The following is a 16,130-nucleotide window of genomic DNA, read 5'->3' as shown; positions in this document are numbered from 1 at the left end:
GTGGCCTGGTGCGCAGCGCGCACGTTTCGATCCGACAGGCCACTTTTTAGTGTCTAACCTTTACATCCGAGGGCGACGAACGCCCCCGGATGTATCAAGGTGCCCGTGAAACAACCGTCTGAGGGGAAATCCCGATGAATTACAACTGGGACTGGGGCGTGTTCTTCAAGTCCACCGGCGTGGGCAGCGAAACCTATCTGGACTGGTACATCACCGGGCTGGGCTGGACCATCGCCATCGCCATCTCCGCCTGGATCATCGCCTTGCTGCTGGGCTCGCTGCTCGGCGTGATGCGCACCGTACCTAACCGCCTGGTGTCAGGGATCGCCACCGCCTACGTCGAGCTGTTCCGCAACGTACCGCTGCTGGTGCAGCTGTTCATCTGGTACTTCCTGGTACCCGACCTGCTGCCCGAAAGCCTGCAGGAGTGGTTCAAGCAGGACCTCAACCCGACCACCTCGGCACTGATCAGCGTGGTCATCTGCCTCGGCCTGTTCACCGCCGCCCGCGTTTGCGAACAGGTGCGCACCGGCATCCAGGCACTGCCCCGCGGCCAGGAGTCGGCCGGCCGGGCAATGGGCTTCAGCCTGCCGCAGATCTACATGAATGTGCTGCTGCCCCAGGCCTACCGGATCATCATTCCGCCGCTCACTTCGGAATTCCTGAACGTGTTCAAGAACTCCTCGGTAGCGTCGCTGATCGGCCTGATGGAGCTGCTGGCACAGACCAAGCAGACCGCCGAATTTTCCGCCAACCTGTTCGAGGCGTTCACCCTCGCCACGCTGATCTACTTCACCCTGAACATGGGCCTGATGCTGCTCATGCGCATGGTCGAGAAGAAAGTCGCGGTACCTGGCCTGATCTCCGTGGGGGGCAAGTAAATGGACATGGATTTCAGCGAAATCATCCCGGCCCTGCCCGCCCTGTGGGAAGGCATGGTCCTGACCCTGCAACTGATGGTCATGGGCGTCGTCGGCGGTATCGCACTGGGCACCGTGCTCGCCCTGATGCGCCTGTCGTCGAGCAAGCTGCTGGCGAACGTCGCCGGCGCCTACGTCAACTACTTCCGCTCGATCCCGCTGCTGCTGGTGATCACCTGGTTCTACCTGGCGGTACCCTTCGTGCTGCGCTGGATCACCGGCGAAGACACCCCGGTGGGCGCGTTCACCTCCTGCGTCGTGGCCTTCATGATGTTCGAGGCGGCCTACTTCTGCGAAATCGTGCGGGCCGGCGTGCAGTCGATCTCCAAGGGCCAGATGGGCGCCGCGCAAGCGCTGGGCATGAGCTATGGCCAGTGCATGCGCCTGATCATCCTGCCCCAGGCGTTCCGCAAGATGACCCCGCTGCTGCTGCAGCAGAGCATCATCCTGTTCCAGGACACCTCGCTGGTGTACACCGTGGGCCTGATCGACTTCCTCAACTCGGCGCGCTCCAACGGCGACATCATCGGGCGCTCCCATGAGTTCCTGATCTTCGCCGGTGTCGTCTACTTCCTCATCAGCTTCTCCGCTTCCTGGCTGGTCAAGCGCCTGCAAAAAAGGATCACCGTATGATTTCCATCAAGAACGTCAACAAGTGGTACGGGGACTTCCAGGTACTGACCGACTGCAGCACCGAGGTCAAGAAAGGTGAAGTGGTGGTGGTCTGCGGCCCGTCGGGCTCGGGCAAGTCCACGCTGATCAAGTGCGTCAACGCGCTGGAGCCGTTCCAGAAAGGCGACATCGTGGTCGACGGCACCTCCATCGCCGACCCCAAGACCAACCTGCCCAAGCTGCGTTCGCGGGTCGGCATGGTGTTCCAGCACTTCGAGCTGTTCCCGCACCTGTCGATCACCGAGAACCTGACCATCGCCCAGCGCAAGGTACTCGGCCGCAGCGAGGCCGAAGCCACCAAGAAGGGCCTGGCCCTGCTCGACCGCGTCGGCCTGGGTGCCCACGCCAAGAAGCACCCCGGCCAGCTGTCCGGCGGCCAGCAGCAGCGCGTGGCGATCGCCCGCGCGCTGTCGATGGACCCGATCGTCATGCTGTTCGACGAACCGACCTCGGCACTGGACCCGGAGATGGTCAACGAAGTGCTCGACGTGATGGTCGAACTGGCCCACGAAGGCATGACCATGATGTGCGTCACCCACGAGATGGGCTTTGCGCGCAAGGTCGCCAACCGGGTGATCTTCATGGACAAGGGCAACATCATCGAGGACTGCCAGAAGGAAGATTTCTTCGGCAACCCTGAAGGCCGCCACGAGCGCACCCAGCACTTCCTCAGCAAGATCCTGCAACACTGAGTGAGCCACGTCCGCTGCCTGCCCGGCAGCGGACGCTGGTCGTGACAAGGCCACTGTGATGAAATGCGACCCTTCGCTCCTTCGCCCTGCCCAGCCTGCCGTGAAATCCCGCCTGATCCGCCAATTGCTGCTGCCACCCCTGGTCATCCTGCTGATGGTCGGTCTGGGCATGGCTGGTTATCTGATCAGCGAGAGCAATGGCATCCGCACCCTCAGCGAAAGCGGCGAGCGCGCGCTGGAACTGCATGCGCGCACGGTCGAAAGCGAAATCAGCAAGTATACCTACCTGCCCAGCCTGCTGGAGCTTGAAGACAGCGTCTCGCGCCTGCTCACCGACCCCGAAGCCGGTGATCGCCAGGCCGTCAACGAATACCTCGAAGGCCTGAACCGGCGCAGCCGCAGCCGGGCGATCTTCGTCCTCGACACCAACGGCCGGGTGCAGGCCACCAGCAACTGGCGCGACGCCGACTCCTTCCTCGGCGAAGACCTGGCATTCCGCGCCTACTTCCAAACCGCCGTGCGCGGTGAGCCCGGGCGTTTCTACGGCATCGGCAGCACCACCGGCGAGGCCGGCTACTACCTGGCCCATGGCCTGGAAGAACACGGCAAGATCATCGGCGTGGCAGTGATCAAGGTACGCCTGGACACCCTCGAGGAGCGCTGGCAACGCGCCCGCCTGGAAGCCTTCGTCAGCGACGAGAACGGCATCATCATCCTCTCCAGCGACCCGGCCCGGCGCCTCAAGTCGGTACGCCCGCTCAACCCACAGATCAAGGAACGCCTGGCGCGCAGCCTGCAGTACTACTGGTGGCCGCTCAACGAGCTGCAACCGCTGGCCCGCGAAACCCTGGCCGATGGCGTAGAGAAACTGACCTTCCCGGCCAACAGCGAAACCGCCCACGGCAAGCCCCACGAGGTGACCTACCTGGCCCAGACCCGGCGCCTGGTCGACACCCCCTGGCACTTCACCCTGCTCACCCCGCTGCAGGACCTGCGCCGCGAGTCCATGGTCCAGGGCATCCTGGTCGGCGTGGCGTTCGCCCTGCTGGCGATCCTGGCCATCGCCTGGAACGAGCGGCGCAAGGTGATCGCCACCCGCCTGGCCGCCCGCGAGGCGCTGGAAGAGGCCAATAGCCACCTGGAGCGCAAGATCACCGAGCGCACCGCCGACCTGCGCGCCAGCAACGAACGCCTCAAGGGCCAGATCCGCGAGCGCCGCCACGCCGAACAGACCCTGCGCCAGGCCCAGGACGAGCTGGTGCAGGCCGGCAAGCTGGCGGCCATCGGCCAGATGTCCACCAGCATCGCCCACGAACTCAACCAGCCGCTGGCGGCCTTGCGCACGCTGTCGGGCAACACCGTGCGCTTCCTAGAGCGCGGCGCGCTGGAAACCGCCAGCGCCAACCTGCGCACCATGAACGACCTGATCGACCGCATGGGCCGCATCACTGCCAGCCTGCGCTCGTTCGCCCGGCGCGGCGACGACCGCGGCCAGGCCTCGCTGGAAAAGGCCGTCGAAGCCACCCTGCAGGTGCTGGGCAACCGCATCAGTGCGTGCCATCTGCAGTTGCACCGCCAGTTCGATGACCAGCAGCTGGCCATCGACCAGACCCGCCTGGAACAGATCCTGGTCAACCTGATCGGCAACGCCCTGGACGCCATGGCCACCCAACCGCTGCCGCAGCTGTGGCTCGAAGGCGAAGCCCAGGGCGACAAGTACCGCTTGTGGGTACGCGACAACGGCCACGGCATCGACCCGGAAGCGCGCAAGCACCTGTTCGAACCGTTCTTCACCACCAAACCGGGCGAGCATGGCCTGGGCCTTGGCCTTACCCTGTCGGCCAGCCTGGCCACCGCCGCCAAGGGCACCCTGAGCGTCGAACACCCCGCCGGCGGCGGTACGGCGTTCGTCCTCGCCCTGCCCCTGGCCACGCCGCCCACCGAATCCGCAGAGCTCCCATGAACGAAGGGTCCCTATGAACCAAGCACCCTTGACGGTCTTGATCGTCGAAGACGATCCCCATGTGCTGCTCGGCTGCCAGCAGGCGCTGGCCCTCGAGGACATCGCCTGCGAAGGCGTCGGCAGCGCCGAGCAGGCACTGGAACGCATCGGCGATGACTTCGCCGGCATCGTCGTCAGCGATATCCGCCTGCCGGGCATCGATGGCCTGGAGCTGCTCAACCGCCTCAAGGCCCGCGACCGCAGCCTGCCGGTGGTGCTGATCACCGGCCACGGCGATATCGACATGGCGGTCGGTGCCATGCGCAACGGCGCCTACGACTTCATGGAAAAGCCCTTCTCGCCGGAGCGCCTGGTCGACGTGGTGCGCCGCGCGCTGGAGCAGCGCGGCCTGTCCCGCGAAGTAGTCGCCCTGCGTCGCCAACTGGTCGAACAGAGCAGCCTGGAGGGCCGCATCATTGGCCGCTCGCCGGCCATGGAGCACCTGCGCGAGCTGATCGCCAACGTTGCCGACACCTCGGCCAACGTGCTGATCGAAGGCGAGACCGGCACCGGCAAAGAGCTGGTCGCCCGCTGCCTGCACGACTTCAGCCGGCGCCAGGGCCAGCCGTTCGTGGCGCTGAACTGCGGCGGCCTGCCAGAGAACCTGTTCGAAAGCGAGATTTTCGGCCACGAGGCCAACGCCTTCACCGGCGCCGGCAAGCGGCGCATCGGCAAGATCGAGCACGCCAATGGCGGCACGCTGTTCCTCGATGAAGTGGAGAGCATGCCGATCAACCTGCAGATCAAGCTGCTGCGCGTGCTGCAGGAGCGCACCCTGGAGCGCCTGGGCTCGAACCAGAGCATCCCGGTGGACTGCCGGGTGATCGCCGCCACCAAGTCCGACCTCGACGCCCTCGGCCAGAGCGGCCAGTTCCGCAGCGACCTGTATTACCGCCTCAACGTGGTGACCCTGGAGCTGCCGCCCCTGCGCGAGCGCCGTGAAGACATCCTGCAGCTGTTCGAGCACTTCCTGCAGCAGTCGGCGCTGCGCTTCGACCGTGAGGCACCGGAGCTCGACAGCCAGACCCTGTCGCAACTGATGGCCCACGACTGGCCGGGCAACGTGCGTGAACTGCGCAACGTCGCCGAACGCCATGCCCTGGGTTTGCCGGCGTTCAAGAAAAGCTCAAGCGGCGGCGCCAGCCAGGGCCTGGGCTTTTCCGAGGCGGTCGAGGCGTTCGAGCGCAACCTGCTCAGCGACGCCCTGCAGCGCACCGGCGGCAACCTCAGCCAGGCCAGCCAGGAGCTGGGCATGGCCAAGACCACGCTGTTCGACAAAGTGAAGAAATACGGCCTCGGCTGATCGGCAACCTCAACCTGGAAAGACAACGTGGACCTGGTATTCAAAGCGGCCCTGGGCGCCGGCGTGGTGGTGCTGCTGGCCATTCTGTCGAAGACCCGCAACTACTACATCGCAGGGCTGGTGCCGCTGTTTCCCACCTTCGCCCTGATCGCCCACTACATCGTCGGCAAAGGGCGCTCGGTGGACGACCTGAAGACCACCATCCTGTTCGGCATGTGGTCGATCATTCCGTACTTCGTGTACCTGGCAACCTTGTATGTGCTGGTCGACCGGATGCGCCTGGAGGCGTCGCTGGCGCTGGCCACGGTGGCCTGGCTGATGGCCGCGACGGTGCTGGTGAGTGTGTGGGTGCGGCTGCACTGACAGACGCCTGCCTCGTGCGATCCCTGTAGGAGCGGCCTTGCCGGGGCGCCGGACCGGCCGGAATGGGCTGCAGAGCAGCCCCGGCAATTTGTGTTGTGACACTAAAACTGGGGCCGCTCCGCGCCCCTTTCGCGGCACAAGGCCGCTCCTACAAGGGCCATGCAATCAGGCCAGGCGCTTCAAAGCCCGGCGATATGCGTCACATCCTGCCGATGCGACTGCAGGTAAGGCAGCACCGCCCCCAACAGCGGCTGCTTGAACGGCTCCTGGAAGCGATGCGCCAACCCCGGAATCAAGCGCAACTCACTGCCCTGGATATGCGCCGCCAAATGCACCCCATGCATCACCGGCAACAACGGATCGGCGGTGCCATGCACCACCAGCGTCGGCACCCGCAGTTGATTCAACAGCTCCACCCGGCTCGGCTCGGCAAGGATCGCCATGATCTGGCGCTTCACACCCTCGGGGTTGAACGCCCGGTCATAGGCCTGCGCCGCCTGCTTGAGCAACACCGCACGGTCATCCTTCACCTGCGGGCTGCCCAGGGCCGCCAGCAGGTCAGCCTGCTGCTCGATCGCCACCTCGCGATTCGGCGCGTTGCGCCGCGCCAGCAACTGCACCAGCGCCGGGTTGGGTGCCGGCAGCCCGGCCGCGCCTGAACTGGACATCACCAACGTCAGGCTGCGCACCCGCTCCGGCGCCATGGCCGCGAGGTGCTGGGCAATCATCCCGCCCATGCTCACCCCCAGCACATGGAACTGGCGAATCTGCAGCGCATCCATCAGGTGCAGGCCGTCACCGGCCATGTCGGTCAGGCTGTAGGGCGCCGATACCGGCAGGCCCAGTTTGTAGCGCAACACTTCGAGGGTGAGGTTGGCCGAGCCCGGCAGTTGGTTCCAGCGCGACAGGCCGACATCGCGGTTGTCGTAACGGATCACCCGAAAGCCCTGGCGGCACAGCGCCTCGACCACATCGTCCGGCCAGTGGATGAGCTGGCCGCCCAGGCCCATCACCAGCAGCAACGCCGGATCACGCGGCGCGCCGACGCTCTGGTAGACCAGGCTCAGCTCACCCAGCTCGGCACGTTGTACCGGCACCTGTGGGTTACAGCGGTCATCGGCAAAGCTCGCCGAAGCGCTGATCAGCAGAAGGAATAAAAGTAAAAAAGCCCGCATGAAAAAAACACCAGAATGCAGATCCCCAGTAGAGCGCGAGTCTGATGAAATCCATTCGCTCGCGCTGCCACAAAACCGTGACGGTTTCATGAACCTTGCCGAGCGGTCATTGCCAAGCAGCGGTCGACAGGCCAGGGCAACATGAGGGAAACTCAACGCCATCCCGTTTCCCTCAAATATTTTTCACGGAGCCCTTGTGCTGGAAATCCGTCACCTGAAAACCCTTCATGCCCTGCGCGAGGCCGACAGCCTGGTGGAAGCCGCCGAGCGCCTGCACCTGACACAATCGGCGCTGTCGCACCAGTTCAAGGAGCTGGAAGAGCGCCTGGGCTTGCCGCTGTTCGTGCGCAAGACCAAGCCGATCCGCTTCACCAGCGCCGGGCTGCGCCTGCTGCAACTGGCCGATGCCACCCTGCCGCTGCTGCGCGGCGCCGAGCGCGATATCGCGCGGCTGGCCGGCGGCACCGCCGGGCGCCTGCACATGGCCATCGAGTGCCACAGCTGCTTCCAGTGGCTGATGCCGACCATCGACCAGTTCCGCGACGCCTGGCCGGAGGTGGAGCTGGACCTGGCCTCGGGCTTCGCCTTCGCCCCGCTGCCGGCCCTGGCCCGCGGCGACCTCGACCTGGTGGTGACTTCCGACCCGCTGGACCTGGCCGGCATCACCTATGTGCCGCTGTTCACCTATGAAGCCATGCTGGCCGTGGCCAACCAGCACCCGCTGGCCAGCAAGCCCTACATCGTGCCCCAGGACCTGCTCGACCAGACCCTGATCACCTACCCGGTGGAGCGCGACCGCCTCGACATCTTCACCCGCTTCCTCGAGCCGGCCGACATGGAGCCGGCAGCGGTGCGCACCTCGGAGCTGACGGTAATGATGATGCAACTGGTGGCCAGCGGCCGTGGCGTGTGCGGCATGCCGCACTGGGCGCTGCACGAGTACAGCTCGCGCGGATACGTGAAGGGCAAGCGCCTGGGGGAAAAAGGCCTGTTCGCCACGCTGTACGCGGCGGTGCGCACCGACATGCTCGATGCGCCCTACATGCGCGACTTCCTGCTGACCGCCAAGGACACTTCGTTCGCCACCCTCGACGGGGTCAGCGCGGTGCGTTGAGGCCCTGGCGCCACAGCGGCAGGATCAGGTCGCGGGTCAGCGGCGCCAGGTTCAGGGCTGGCGTGTCGCTGGCGGCCAGCCACACCACTTCTTCGATTTCCGCTGCCGGGGTCACGGCCTCGGCGCTGTCGACGCGGAACAGCTCGGCCTTGACCACGAATCCTGGCTCGTTGGCGGCCGGGGCGCTGAAACTGCCCAGGTGCGTGGCCTGTGCCGGGTCGATGCGCAGCCCCAGTTCCTCGTGCAGTTCACGCGCCAGTGCCTGGGCCGCTGACTCCCCCGCATCGATCTTGCCACCCGGCTGCATGAAGGCCAGGGTGCCGCGCTTGCGCACCAGCAGGGTACGGCCTTGCGGATCGGTCAACAGCGCGGCGGCGATGTGGATGGTATTGGGCATGGGGCGGCCTCTGGGTGAACAGGGGCCGCAGGATACCTGATCGGGCCTCATCGCTGGCAAGCCAGCTCCCACATTGAGGATGGCGCGGTCCCTGTGGGAGCTGGCTTGCCAGCGATGGGGCTCGATCAGGCAGACGAACGGCCCCTTGCCTATCCGCCTGCAACGCGCCATAACCCCTCCATGAACCTCCCCGCCCACCAGCACCCGGTGCTCGGCCTGTTTCACCCCGCCGTGGCCACCTGGTTCCGCCAACGTTTCGCCACGGTCACCGAGGCCCAGGCCGGCGCCTGGCCGCTGATCCACGCGGGCCAGTCAATGCTGCTGGCCGCGCCGACCGGCTCGGGCAAGACCCTGAGCGCCTTCCTCGCCGTGCTCGACGAACTGCTGCGCCAAGGGCTGGAACACGGCGGTGAACTGCCGGCGCAAACCCAGGTGGTGTACGTCTCGCCACTCAAGGCACTGTCCAACGATATCCGCCTGAACCTCGAGGCCCCGCTCGAAGGCATCCGCCAGCAGGTCGAGCAGCTCGGCCTCAAGGCCCCACGCATCACCACGGCAGTACGCACCGGCGACACCCTGCAGAAAGAACGCGCGGCCATGCGCAAGCTGGCCCCGCACATCCTGGTGACCACGCCGGAATCGCTGTACGTGCTGATGGGCTCGGCATCGGGCCGCGAAGGCCTGGCCGGCGTACACACGGTGATCGTCGACGAGATCCACGCCCTGGCCGGCAACAAGCGCGGCAGCCACCTGGCCTTGACCCTGGAACGCCTTCAAGCCTTGGCAGGCCGGCCCTTGCGGCGCATCGGCCTGTCGGCGACCCAACGCCCGGTGGAGCGGGTCGCGCAGTTTCTGGCCGGCCACCAGCGCCCCTGCGCCATCGTCGACATCGGCCATGTGCGCCAGCGCGACCTGGCCCTTGAAGTGCCGCCGGTGCCGCTGGGCGCGGTCATGGCCACCGATGCCTGGGCATTGGTCTATGAGCGCCTTGCCGCGCTGGCCCGCCAGCACCGCACCACGCTGATCTTCGTCAACACCCGGCGCCTGGCCGAACGGCTCACCCGCCACCTGGGCGAGCGCCTGGGCAACGCCGCCGTGGCCGCGCACCACGGCAGCCTGGCCAAGGAACACCGCCTGAAGGCCGAACGGCAGCTCAAGGCCGGCGAATTGCAGGTGCTGGTCAGCACCGCCTCGCTGGAGCTGGGCATTGATATCGGCGATGTCGACCTGGTCTGCCAGATCGCCTCGCCCGGCTCGATCGCCGCCTTTTTGCAGCGCGTCGGGCGCTCCGGGCATCAGGTCGATGGCGTACCCAAGGGCCGGCTGTTCCCCACCTCGCGGGACGAGCTGATCGAATGCGTCGCCTTGCTCGACTGTGTGCGCCGGGGCGAACTCGACGCATTGCATATCCCGGCAGCGCCGCTGGACGTGCTCGCCCAGCAGATCGTCGCCGAAGTGAGCAACCAGCCCTGGGACGAGCGCGCGCTGTTCAACCTGCTACGCCAGGCCACCCCCTACGCCACCCTCGATGAAGGCCACTACCAGGCCCTGCTGCGCATGCTGGCCGACGGTTACAACGGCCGCCAGGGCGTGCGCAGCGCCTACCTGCACCGGGATGCGGTCAGCGCCAGCCTGCGCGGGCGTCGCGGTAGCCAGCTGACCGCGTTGACCAGCGCCGGCACCATCCCCGAAACCGCCGACTACGCCGTACTGCTCGAACCCCAGGCGCTGAACATCGGCAGCGTCAACGAAGACTTCGCGGTAGAAAGCATCGCCGGCGATATCTTCCAGCTGGGCAACGCCTCCTACCGCATCCTGCGGGTAGAGCCCGGGCGGGTGCGGGTCGAGGATGCCGGCGGCCAGCCACCGACACTTCCGTTCTGGCTCGGCGAGGCGCCCGCGCGCAGCGACGAGCTGTCGGCCGCGGTCGCGCGGCTGCAGGCACGCCTTGATGAACAGCTGCAGAACGGCGATTTTGACCAGGCGCTGGGTTGGCTGCGTAGCGCCTATGACCTGGATGAAGGCTGCGCCCAGCAGTTGCTCGACTACCTCGGCCGCACCTGGCAGGTACTCGGCGCCCTGCCCTCGCAGCAAACCCTGGTGATGGAGCGCTTCTTCGACGCGTCCGGCGGCACCCAGCTGATCATTCACTCGCCCTACGGCAGCCGCATCAACCGCGCCTGGGGCCTGGCCCTGCGCAAGCGCTTCTGCCGTACGTTCAATTTCGAGCTGCAGGCGGCGGCCAGCGAGGATGCCATCGTGCTGTCGCTGTCCGACAGCCACAGTTTCGAGCTGGACGAGGTCTGGCGTTACCTGAACAGCCGCACGGCCGAGCCGATCCTGGTCCAGGCCCTGCTCGACGCACCGCTGTTCGGCGTGCGCTGGCGCTGGTGCGCGGCGGTGGCAATGGCGTTGCCGCGCTATGTGGGCGGGCGCAAGGTGCCACCGCAGATCCAGCGGATGAAAAGCGAAGACCTGATAGCCGCGGTGTTCCCCGACCAGATCGCCTGCCTTGAGAACCTGGTCGGCGAGCGGCAGATTCCTGACCACCCGCTGGTCGAACAGACCCTCGACGACTGCCTGCACCAAGCCATGGACAGCGAGGGCTGGCTGGCGCTGTTGCAGCGCATGGAGGCCGGCGGCATCCGCCTGCTCAGCCGCGACCTGCCGGCGCCGTCACCGCTGGCCTCGGCAATCCTCAACGCCCGGCCCTACACCTTCCTCGACGATGCCCCGCTTGAAGAGCGGCGGACCCAGGCCGTGCTCAATCGCCGCTGGAACGAGGTGCACAGCAGCGACGACCTCGGTGCGCTGGACCCGGATGCCATCAGCGCCGTGCAGGCCGAAGCCTGGCCACAGGCGACCAACCCCGATGAACTGCATGAATCCTTGATGAGCCTGGGTGTGATCACCCAGGCCGAAGCCGAAGCCAACCCCGGGTGGATAGCCCTGCTTGGGCAACTGGCGCAGGCCGGCAGGGCGTGCCGCCTGCAGGCGGGCGGGCAGCCTTTGTGGCTGGCCCGTGAGCGGCTTTGCCAGATCAACGCAGTGTTCCCCGACGCTCGCCTGGAGCCGGTGTTGCCAGCGCTGCCGGGCTTCGACCAGCCTTTTGAGCAGGACACCGCGTTGACCGAACTGCTGCGGGCCCGGCTGGGCGGGTTCGGCCCCTTGACCCTCGCCCAAGCTGCCACCCCGCTGGGTTGTGCCTTGAGCGACTGCGAGCAGGCCCTGGCCCGATTGGAAGCCGAAGGCTACGTGCTGCGCGGCCTGTTCAACCCGGGTGAGCGCGCCGTGCAGTGGTGCGAACGGCACCTGCTGGCGCGCATCCACCGCTACACGGTCAAGCGCCTGCGCCGCGAGATCGAACCAGTCAGCCTGCAGGATTTCATGCGTTTTCTGTTCGACTGGCAGCACCTGGCCGGCGAAGAGCGCCTGCGTGGCCCGCAGGCCGTGGGCGAGGTGCTCGGCCAGTTGCAAGGTTTCCCGGCTGCTGCCGGCGCCTGGGAGGCGGAACTGTTACCAGCGCGGATCAAGGACTACAGCCCGCACTGGCTGGACGATGCCTGCCGTAGCGGCCAGTGGGCCTGGAGCCGTTTGGCGGCCTCGGCTTCGGCCAGCACCTTGACCAGCACACCCCTGGTGCTGCTGCCACGCGAGCAGCTTGGGTTGTGGCGCAGCCTTGCGCCCACGCCGGATCCCGAACAGCTGTCGCCGCGGGGCCAACGCGTGCTGCAAAGCTTGCAGGCCCACGACGCCCTGTTCTTCGACGAACTGACCCACGAGGCTCACCTGCTGCCCAGCGAGCTGGAGACCGCGCTGCAGGAGCTGGTCGGCTTTGGCCTGGCCAGCGCCGACGGTTTCAGTGGCCTGCGCAGCCTGATCACCCCGGCGGCCAAACGCGCTTCGCGCAGCAGCCGGCGCGGGCATCCGCCGCTGTCGAGTGCCATGGCCCATGCCGGGCGCTGGGCGCTGCTGCGCCGCGCGGGCAGCGACGTGGACAACGACCTGCGCCTGGAGCATATCGCCCGCAGCCTGCTGCGCCGCTACGGCGTGGTGTGCTGGCGCCTGCTGGAGCGCGAGAGCGATGTGCTGCCGGCGTGGCGTGAGTTGCTGCAGTGCTATCACCGCCTCGAAGCGCGCGGTGAGATCCGTGGCGGGCGCTTCATCGCCGGGCTGGCCGGCGAGCAGTTCGCCTTGCCCGAGGCCATCGGGGTGTTGCGCCAGGTGCGCAGGCGCGAAGCGGACGGGGCGTTGGTGGTGGTGAGTGGTTGTGATCCGTTGAACCTGTTGGGCACGTTGCTGCCGGGGGCCAAGGTGCCGGCGGTGAGCGGCAATCGGCTGTTGTACCGGGATGGGGTGGCGGTAGCGTGCCGGGTGGCGGGGAAGTATCAGTATCTGGTTGAGGCGTCGGCCACCGAGCAGGATCGTTGGCGCCAGCATCTACTGCGCGGTACGCCACTGCTCTCGTAAAACTGCATGGGACCAATTGATTTAGCAGGAAGTTGTGGGAGCGGGTTTACCCGCGAACACCGGCAAGGCCGGTGCCATCCACCGCGTCGCCTGCTTCGCGGGTGAACCCGCTCCCACAAGAATCCAGTGCTATGGGCGAATGGCTGGGCAATCCCCACAAGCTCAGCGTTTGGCCTGGAAGCCGGCAAAGCGCTTGTTGAAGCCTGCCACCCGCCCTTCCACCGTGGTCTTGCGCTGCTGACCGGTGTACACCGGGTGCGAAGCGCTGGACACATCCAGCGCCACATAGGGGTAGGTCTGGCCATCGCTGTGCTGCTGGGTGCGATCGGTATCGACGGTCGAGCCGATCAAGAAGTACACATCGGCAGCGGTGTCGTGGAACAGCACGGTGCGGTACGCGGGGTGGATGCCAGCTTTCATGGTGGGTACTCCTCGGGATCAAAGTGATACTTTATAACATATATTATCGCGAATGATTTTCGATACCCATCTTTTCATTTTTCCTGCGCCGCACCAGGCTGGCCATGGGCCGGCCAGCGGGCTATGGTCGGGGTTCGCCCCAGGCCCTGAGCCTGACCGAGCCATTCGCAAGGACCCCGTATGAGCCTGTCACTTCTCAGTCGCTACGCCTTCTTCGCCGCCTGCGTGCTGTTCACCCTCGCCAGCCTGCCGCTGCTCCACTACGAGTGGTTGTGGCCCTTCACCCTGGCCACCGGGGTGCTCAGCCTGATCGGCGTGTTCGACCTGCTGCAGCAGCGCCACGCGGTACGCCGCAACTACCCGATCCTCGGCAACATCCGCTACCTGGTCGAAGCCATCCGCCCGGAAATCCGCCAGTACCTGCTGGAGGCCGACAGCGACGCCCTGCCGTTCTCCCGTGCCCAGCGCTCGCTGGTGTATGCCCGGGCCAAGAACGAAGCCTCGGACAAACCCTTCGGCACGCTGATCGATGTGTACGAGTCGGGCTTCGAGTTCATTGGCCACTCCATGCGCCCGGCGCCCTTGGCCGACCCGGCCAGTTTCCGCGTCACCGTGGGCGGCCCGCAGTGCACCCAGCCGTACTCGGCGTCGATCTTCAACATCTCGGCCATGAGCTTCGGCTCGCTCAGCGCCAACGCCATCCGCGCGCTGAACCAGGGCGCCAAGCTCGGCAACTTCGCCCACGACACCGGCGAAGGCAGCATCAGCCCCTACCACCGCGAGCACGGCGGCGACCTGACCTGGGAGCTGGGCAGCGGCTATTTCGGTTGCCGTACCCCCGACGGGCGCTTCGACCCCGAGCGCTTCGCCGCCCAGGCGCAGAACCCGCAGGTGCGGATGATCGAAATCAAGATGAGCCAGGGCGCCAAGCCCGGCCACGGCGGCATCCTGCCCAAGCACAAGGTCACCCAGGAGATCGCCGAGACCCGCGGCATCCTGATGGGCGAGGACTGCATTTCGCCGTCCCGCCACAGCGCGTTTTCCACCCCCATCGAGATGATGCAGTTCATCGCCCAGTTGCGTGAGTTGTCCGGCGGCAAGCCGGTGGGCTTCAAGTTCTGCCTGGGCCACCCGTGGGAGTTCATGGGCATCGCCAAGGCCATGTTGGAGACCGGCATCCTCCCTGACTTCATCGTGGTCGATGGCAAGGAAGGCGGTACCGGCGCAGCGCCGGTGGAGTTCACCGACCATATCGGCGTGCCGCTGCGCGAAGGGCTGCTGTTCGTGCACAACACCCTGGTGGGCTTGAACCTGCGCGACAAGATCAAGCTCGGCGCCAGCGGCAAGATCGTCAGCGCCTTCGACATCGCCAGTGTGCTGGCCATTGGTGCCGACTGGGCCAACTCGGCGCGTGGGTTCATGTTCGCCATTGGCTGCATCCAGTCGCAGAGCTGCCACACCAACAAGTGCCCGACCGGGGTCGCCACCCAAGACGCCCTGCGCCAGCGCGCGCTGGTGGTGCCGGACAAGGCCCAGCGGGTGCTCAACTTCCACCACAACACCTTGCGCGCACTGGCCGAGATGCTGGCGGCGGCGGGGCTGGAGCATCCCGCACAGTTGGAGGCCAAGCACCTGGTGCGGCGGATTTCGGCGACCGAGATCAAGTTGTTTTCGCAGATGCATGTGTTCCTCAAGCCGGGGGAGTTGCTGACCGGCGAGGTGAATGGGCAGTTTTATTCGCGGATGTGGCAGTTGGCTCGGGCGGATAGTTTTGAGCCGCAGAGTGAGGTGGCGGCTTGAGGGGGCTGGGTTGCCTTTCAAGAGGTTTGAGTGAGGGCTGCCAGGTGCTCGTCGGGATATTGGGTGAGGGCCACCAGGTGTTCGCCGATGTTTTTGCAGCGCCTATAAGATCGAGCGCCGCCCGCGCGGCGCATCGCTGGCAAGCCAGCTCCCACATCTGTTTCGGGCCAGTCACTCCTGTTGTTTCATCGCTGTACGCCTTGTTGGCACGACGCGGTATTGAGGTGGGCACCACTGGCCCCCCGCCTGACTTGAGACATGCACCAAGGCGGGCAGCGGTACCCTCACAGGCATAACTGGCCCGAAACAGATGTGGGAGCTGGCTTGCCAGCGATGCGCCGCGCGGGCGGCGCTCGATCTCATAGGCGCTGTAAGGCTCCCGCCAGGCACCTGGCCGCCCTCACGCGGTAGCCCGCCAGAACCTCCAAGGCCACACCACCCACCCCGTAAGACATTTCCGAACCTGCAACCAAATGCTTCAGCCCAAAAGGCTTGGGAACTATCCTACGCGCCTGCCGGAAGTTGCTGCGTTGTCGGGGAAATCCCTCAGGGCTAACTTCACCCGGTCGCCAAAATGGGTGACCGGGTGTGAGAACCCGACCTGCACTGCCAAGGCTTTCGGTTTATGGCAGCCATGCGCGGGCAGACTTCGGTCTGGCCGGCTTCAGTGCACCGGTTTCTCACCCCGCGTACGGCTGCCACCTTCATCCGTGAGAAAGATCGAGATGGCGGCTCCCGTAACGCACTGAGGTTTCGCCATGAAGAAGATCGTCCCCGACCCACCCCGTTTCGTCCCCTACCT

Annotated in this window: 12 protein-coding genes; 9 read left to right on the top strand and 3 right to left on the bottom strand. The window is 66.1% G+C overall.

Annotation, left to right across the window (positions count from 1 at the left end):
• The first annotated feature begins 134 nt into the window (after window positions 1–134).
• Genes L6D77_RS11830 through L6D77_RS11805 form a run of 6 tightly spaced genes read left to right on the top strand, consistent with a single transcriptional unit; the run spans window position 135 to window position 5,952 of the window.
• Window positions 135–881 carry an amino acid ABC transporter permease gene (locus L6D77_RS11830; protein ID WP_153786296.1) on the top strand — a complete coding sequence of 249 codons (747 nt, stop codon included), beginning with the start codon at window positions 135–137 and terminating at the stop codon, window positions 879–881.
• Window positions 882–1,553 (top strand): amino acid ABC transporter permease, encoded by a 672-nt coding sequence (locus L6D77_RS11825; RefSeq protein WP_232883355.1) that lies wholly within the window; start codon window positions 882–884, stop codon window positions 1,551–1,553.
• Window positions 1,550–2,284, top strand: coding sequence for an amino acid ABC transporter ATP-binding protein (locus tag L6D77_RS11820; protein ID WP_038706667.1), 735 nt, complete (start codon window positions 1,550–1,552; stop codon window positions 2,282–2,284). The genes L6D77_RS11825 and L6D77_RS11820 overlap by 4 nt, the downstream gene beginning before the upstream one ends.
• Window positions 2,285–2,342: 58 nt before the next feature.
• Entirely contained in the window at window positions 2,343–4,247 is a 1,905-nt protein-coding gene (gene aauS / locus L6D77_RS11815; RefSeq protein ID WP_125857622.1) for a two-component sensor histidine kinase AauS, read from the top strand.
• Window positions 4,248–4,260: 13 nt separating this feature from the next.
• Complete coding sequence (gene aauR, locus L6D77_RS11810; RefSeq protein ID WP_269807514.1) at window positions 4,261–5,589, top strand: two-component response regulator AauR; 1,329 nt, start codon at window positions 4,261–4,263, stop codon at window positions 5,587–5,589.
• A 27-nt stretch (window positions 5,590–5,616) separates the two neighbouring features.
• The gene (locus tag L6D77_RS11805) at window positions 5,617–5,952 is read left to right on the top strand and encodes a GlpM family protein (protein ID WP_151030154.1); all 336 of its coding nucleotides are present in this window, start codon (window positions 5,617–5,619) and stop codon (window positions 5,950–5,952) included.
• Between the two features lie 179 nt (window positions 5,953–6,131).
• Here L6D77_RS11805 and L6D77_RS11800 read toward each other — a convergent pair whose 3' ends face one another.
• Window positions 6,132–7,127, bottom strand: coding sequence for an alpha/beta fold hydrolase (locus L6D77_RS11800; RefSeq protein ID WP_232883354.1), 996 nt, complete (start codon window positions 7,125–7,127; stop codon window positions 6,132–6,134).
• Window positions 7,128–7,323: 196 nt separating this feature from the next.
• On the opposite strand from L6D77_RS11800, the gene metR reads away from it, so the two are divergent.
• Window positions 7,324–8,241, top strand: a complete 918-nt coding sequence (gene metR / locus L6D77_RS11795; protein ID WP_125462838.1) for a transcriptional regulator MetR — start codon at window positions 7,324–7,326, stop codon at window positions 8,239–8,241.
• Here the strand turns inward: metR and L6D77_RS11790 are convergent.
• A complete protein-coding gene (locus L6D77_RS11790; protein WP_232883353.1) occupies window positions 8,225–8,638 on the bottom strand; it encodes an NUDIX hydrolase in 414 nt (137 codons plus the stop codon). The genes metR and L6D77_RS11790 overlap by 17 nt on opposite strands.
• A 180-nt stretch (window positions 8,639–8,818) precedes the next feature.
• On the opposite strand from L6D77_RS11790, the gene L6D77_RS11785 reads away from it, so the two are divergent.
• On the top strand, window positions 8,819–13,108 hold the full coding sequence (locus L6D77_RS11785; protein ID WP_236170049.1) for a DEAD/DEAH box helicase: 4,290 nt from the start codon (window positions 8,819–8,821) through the stop codon (window positions 13,106–13,108).
• 162 nt (window positions 13,109–13,270) lie between these two features.
• Here the strand turns inward: L6D77_RS11785 and L6D77_RS11780 are convergent, their stop codons facing one another.
• A complete protein-coding gene (locus L6D77_RS11780; RefSeq protein WP_232883351.1) occupies window positions 13,271–13,528 on the bottom strand; it encodes a type B 50S ribosomal protein L31 in 258 nt (85 codons plus the stop codon).
• Between the two features lie 180 nt (window positions 13,529–13,708).
• Here L6D77_RS11780 and L6D77_RS11775 point away from each other — a divergent pair, with 180 nt between their 5' ends.
• The gene (locus L6D77_RS11775; RefSeq protein ID WP_232883350.1) at window positions 13,709–15,328 is read left to right on the top strand and encodes an FMN-binding glutamate synthase family protein; all 1,620 of its coding nucleotides are present in this window, start codon (window positions 13,709–13,711) and stop codon (window positions 15,326–15,328) included.
• Window positions 15,329–16,130: the final 802 nt, after the last annotated feature.

It is taken from the genome of Pseudomonas parasichuanensis, assembly GCF_021601385.1.
In the GTDB taxonomy this organism is placed as follows: Bacteria; Pseudomonadota; Gammaproteobacteria; order Pseudomonadales; family Pseudomonadaceae; genus Aquipseudomonas; species Aquipseudomonas parasichuanensis.
This window is presented reverse-complemented; position numbering and strand designations above follow the sequence as displayed.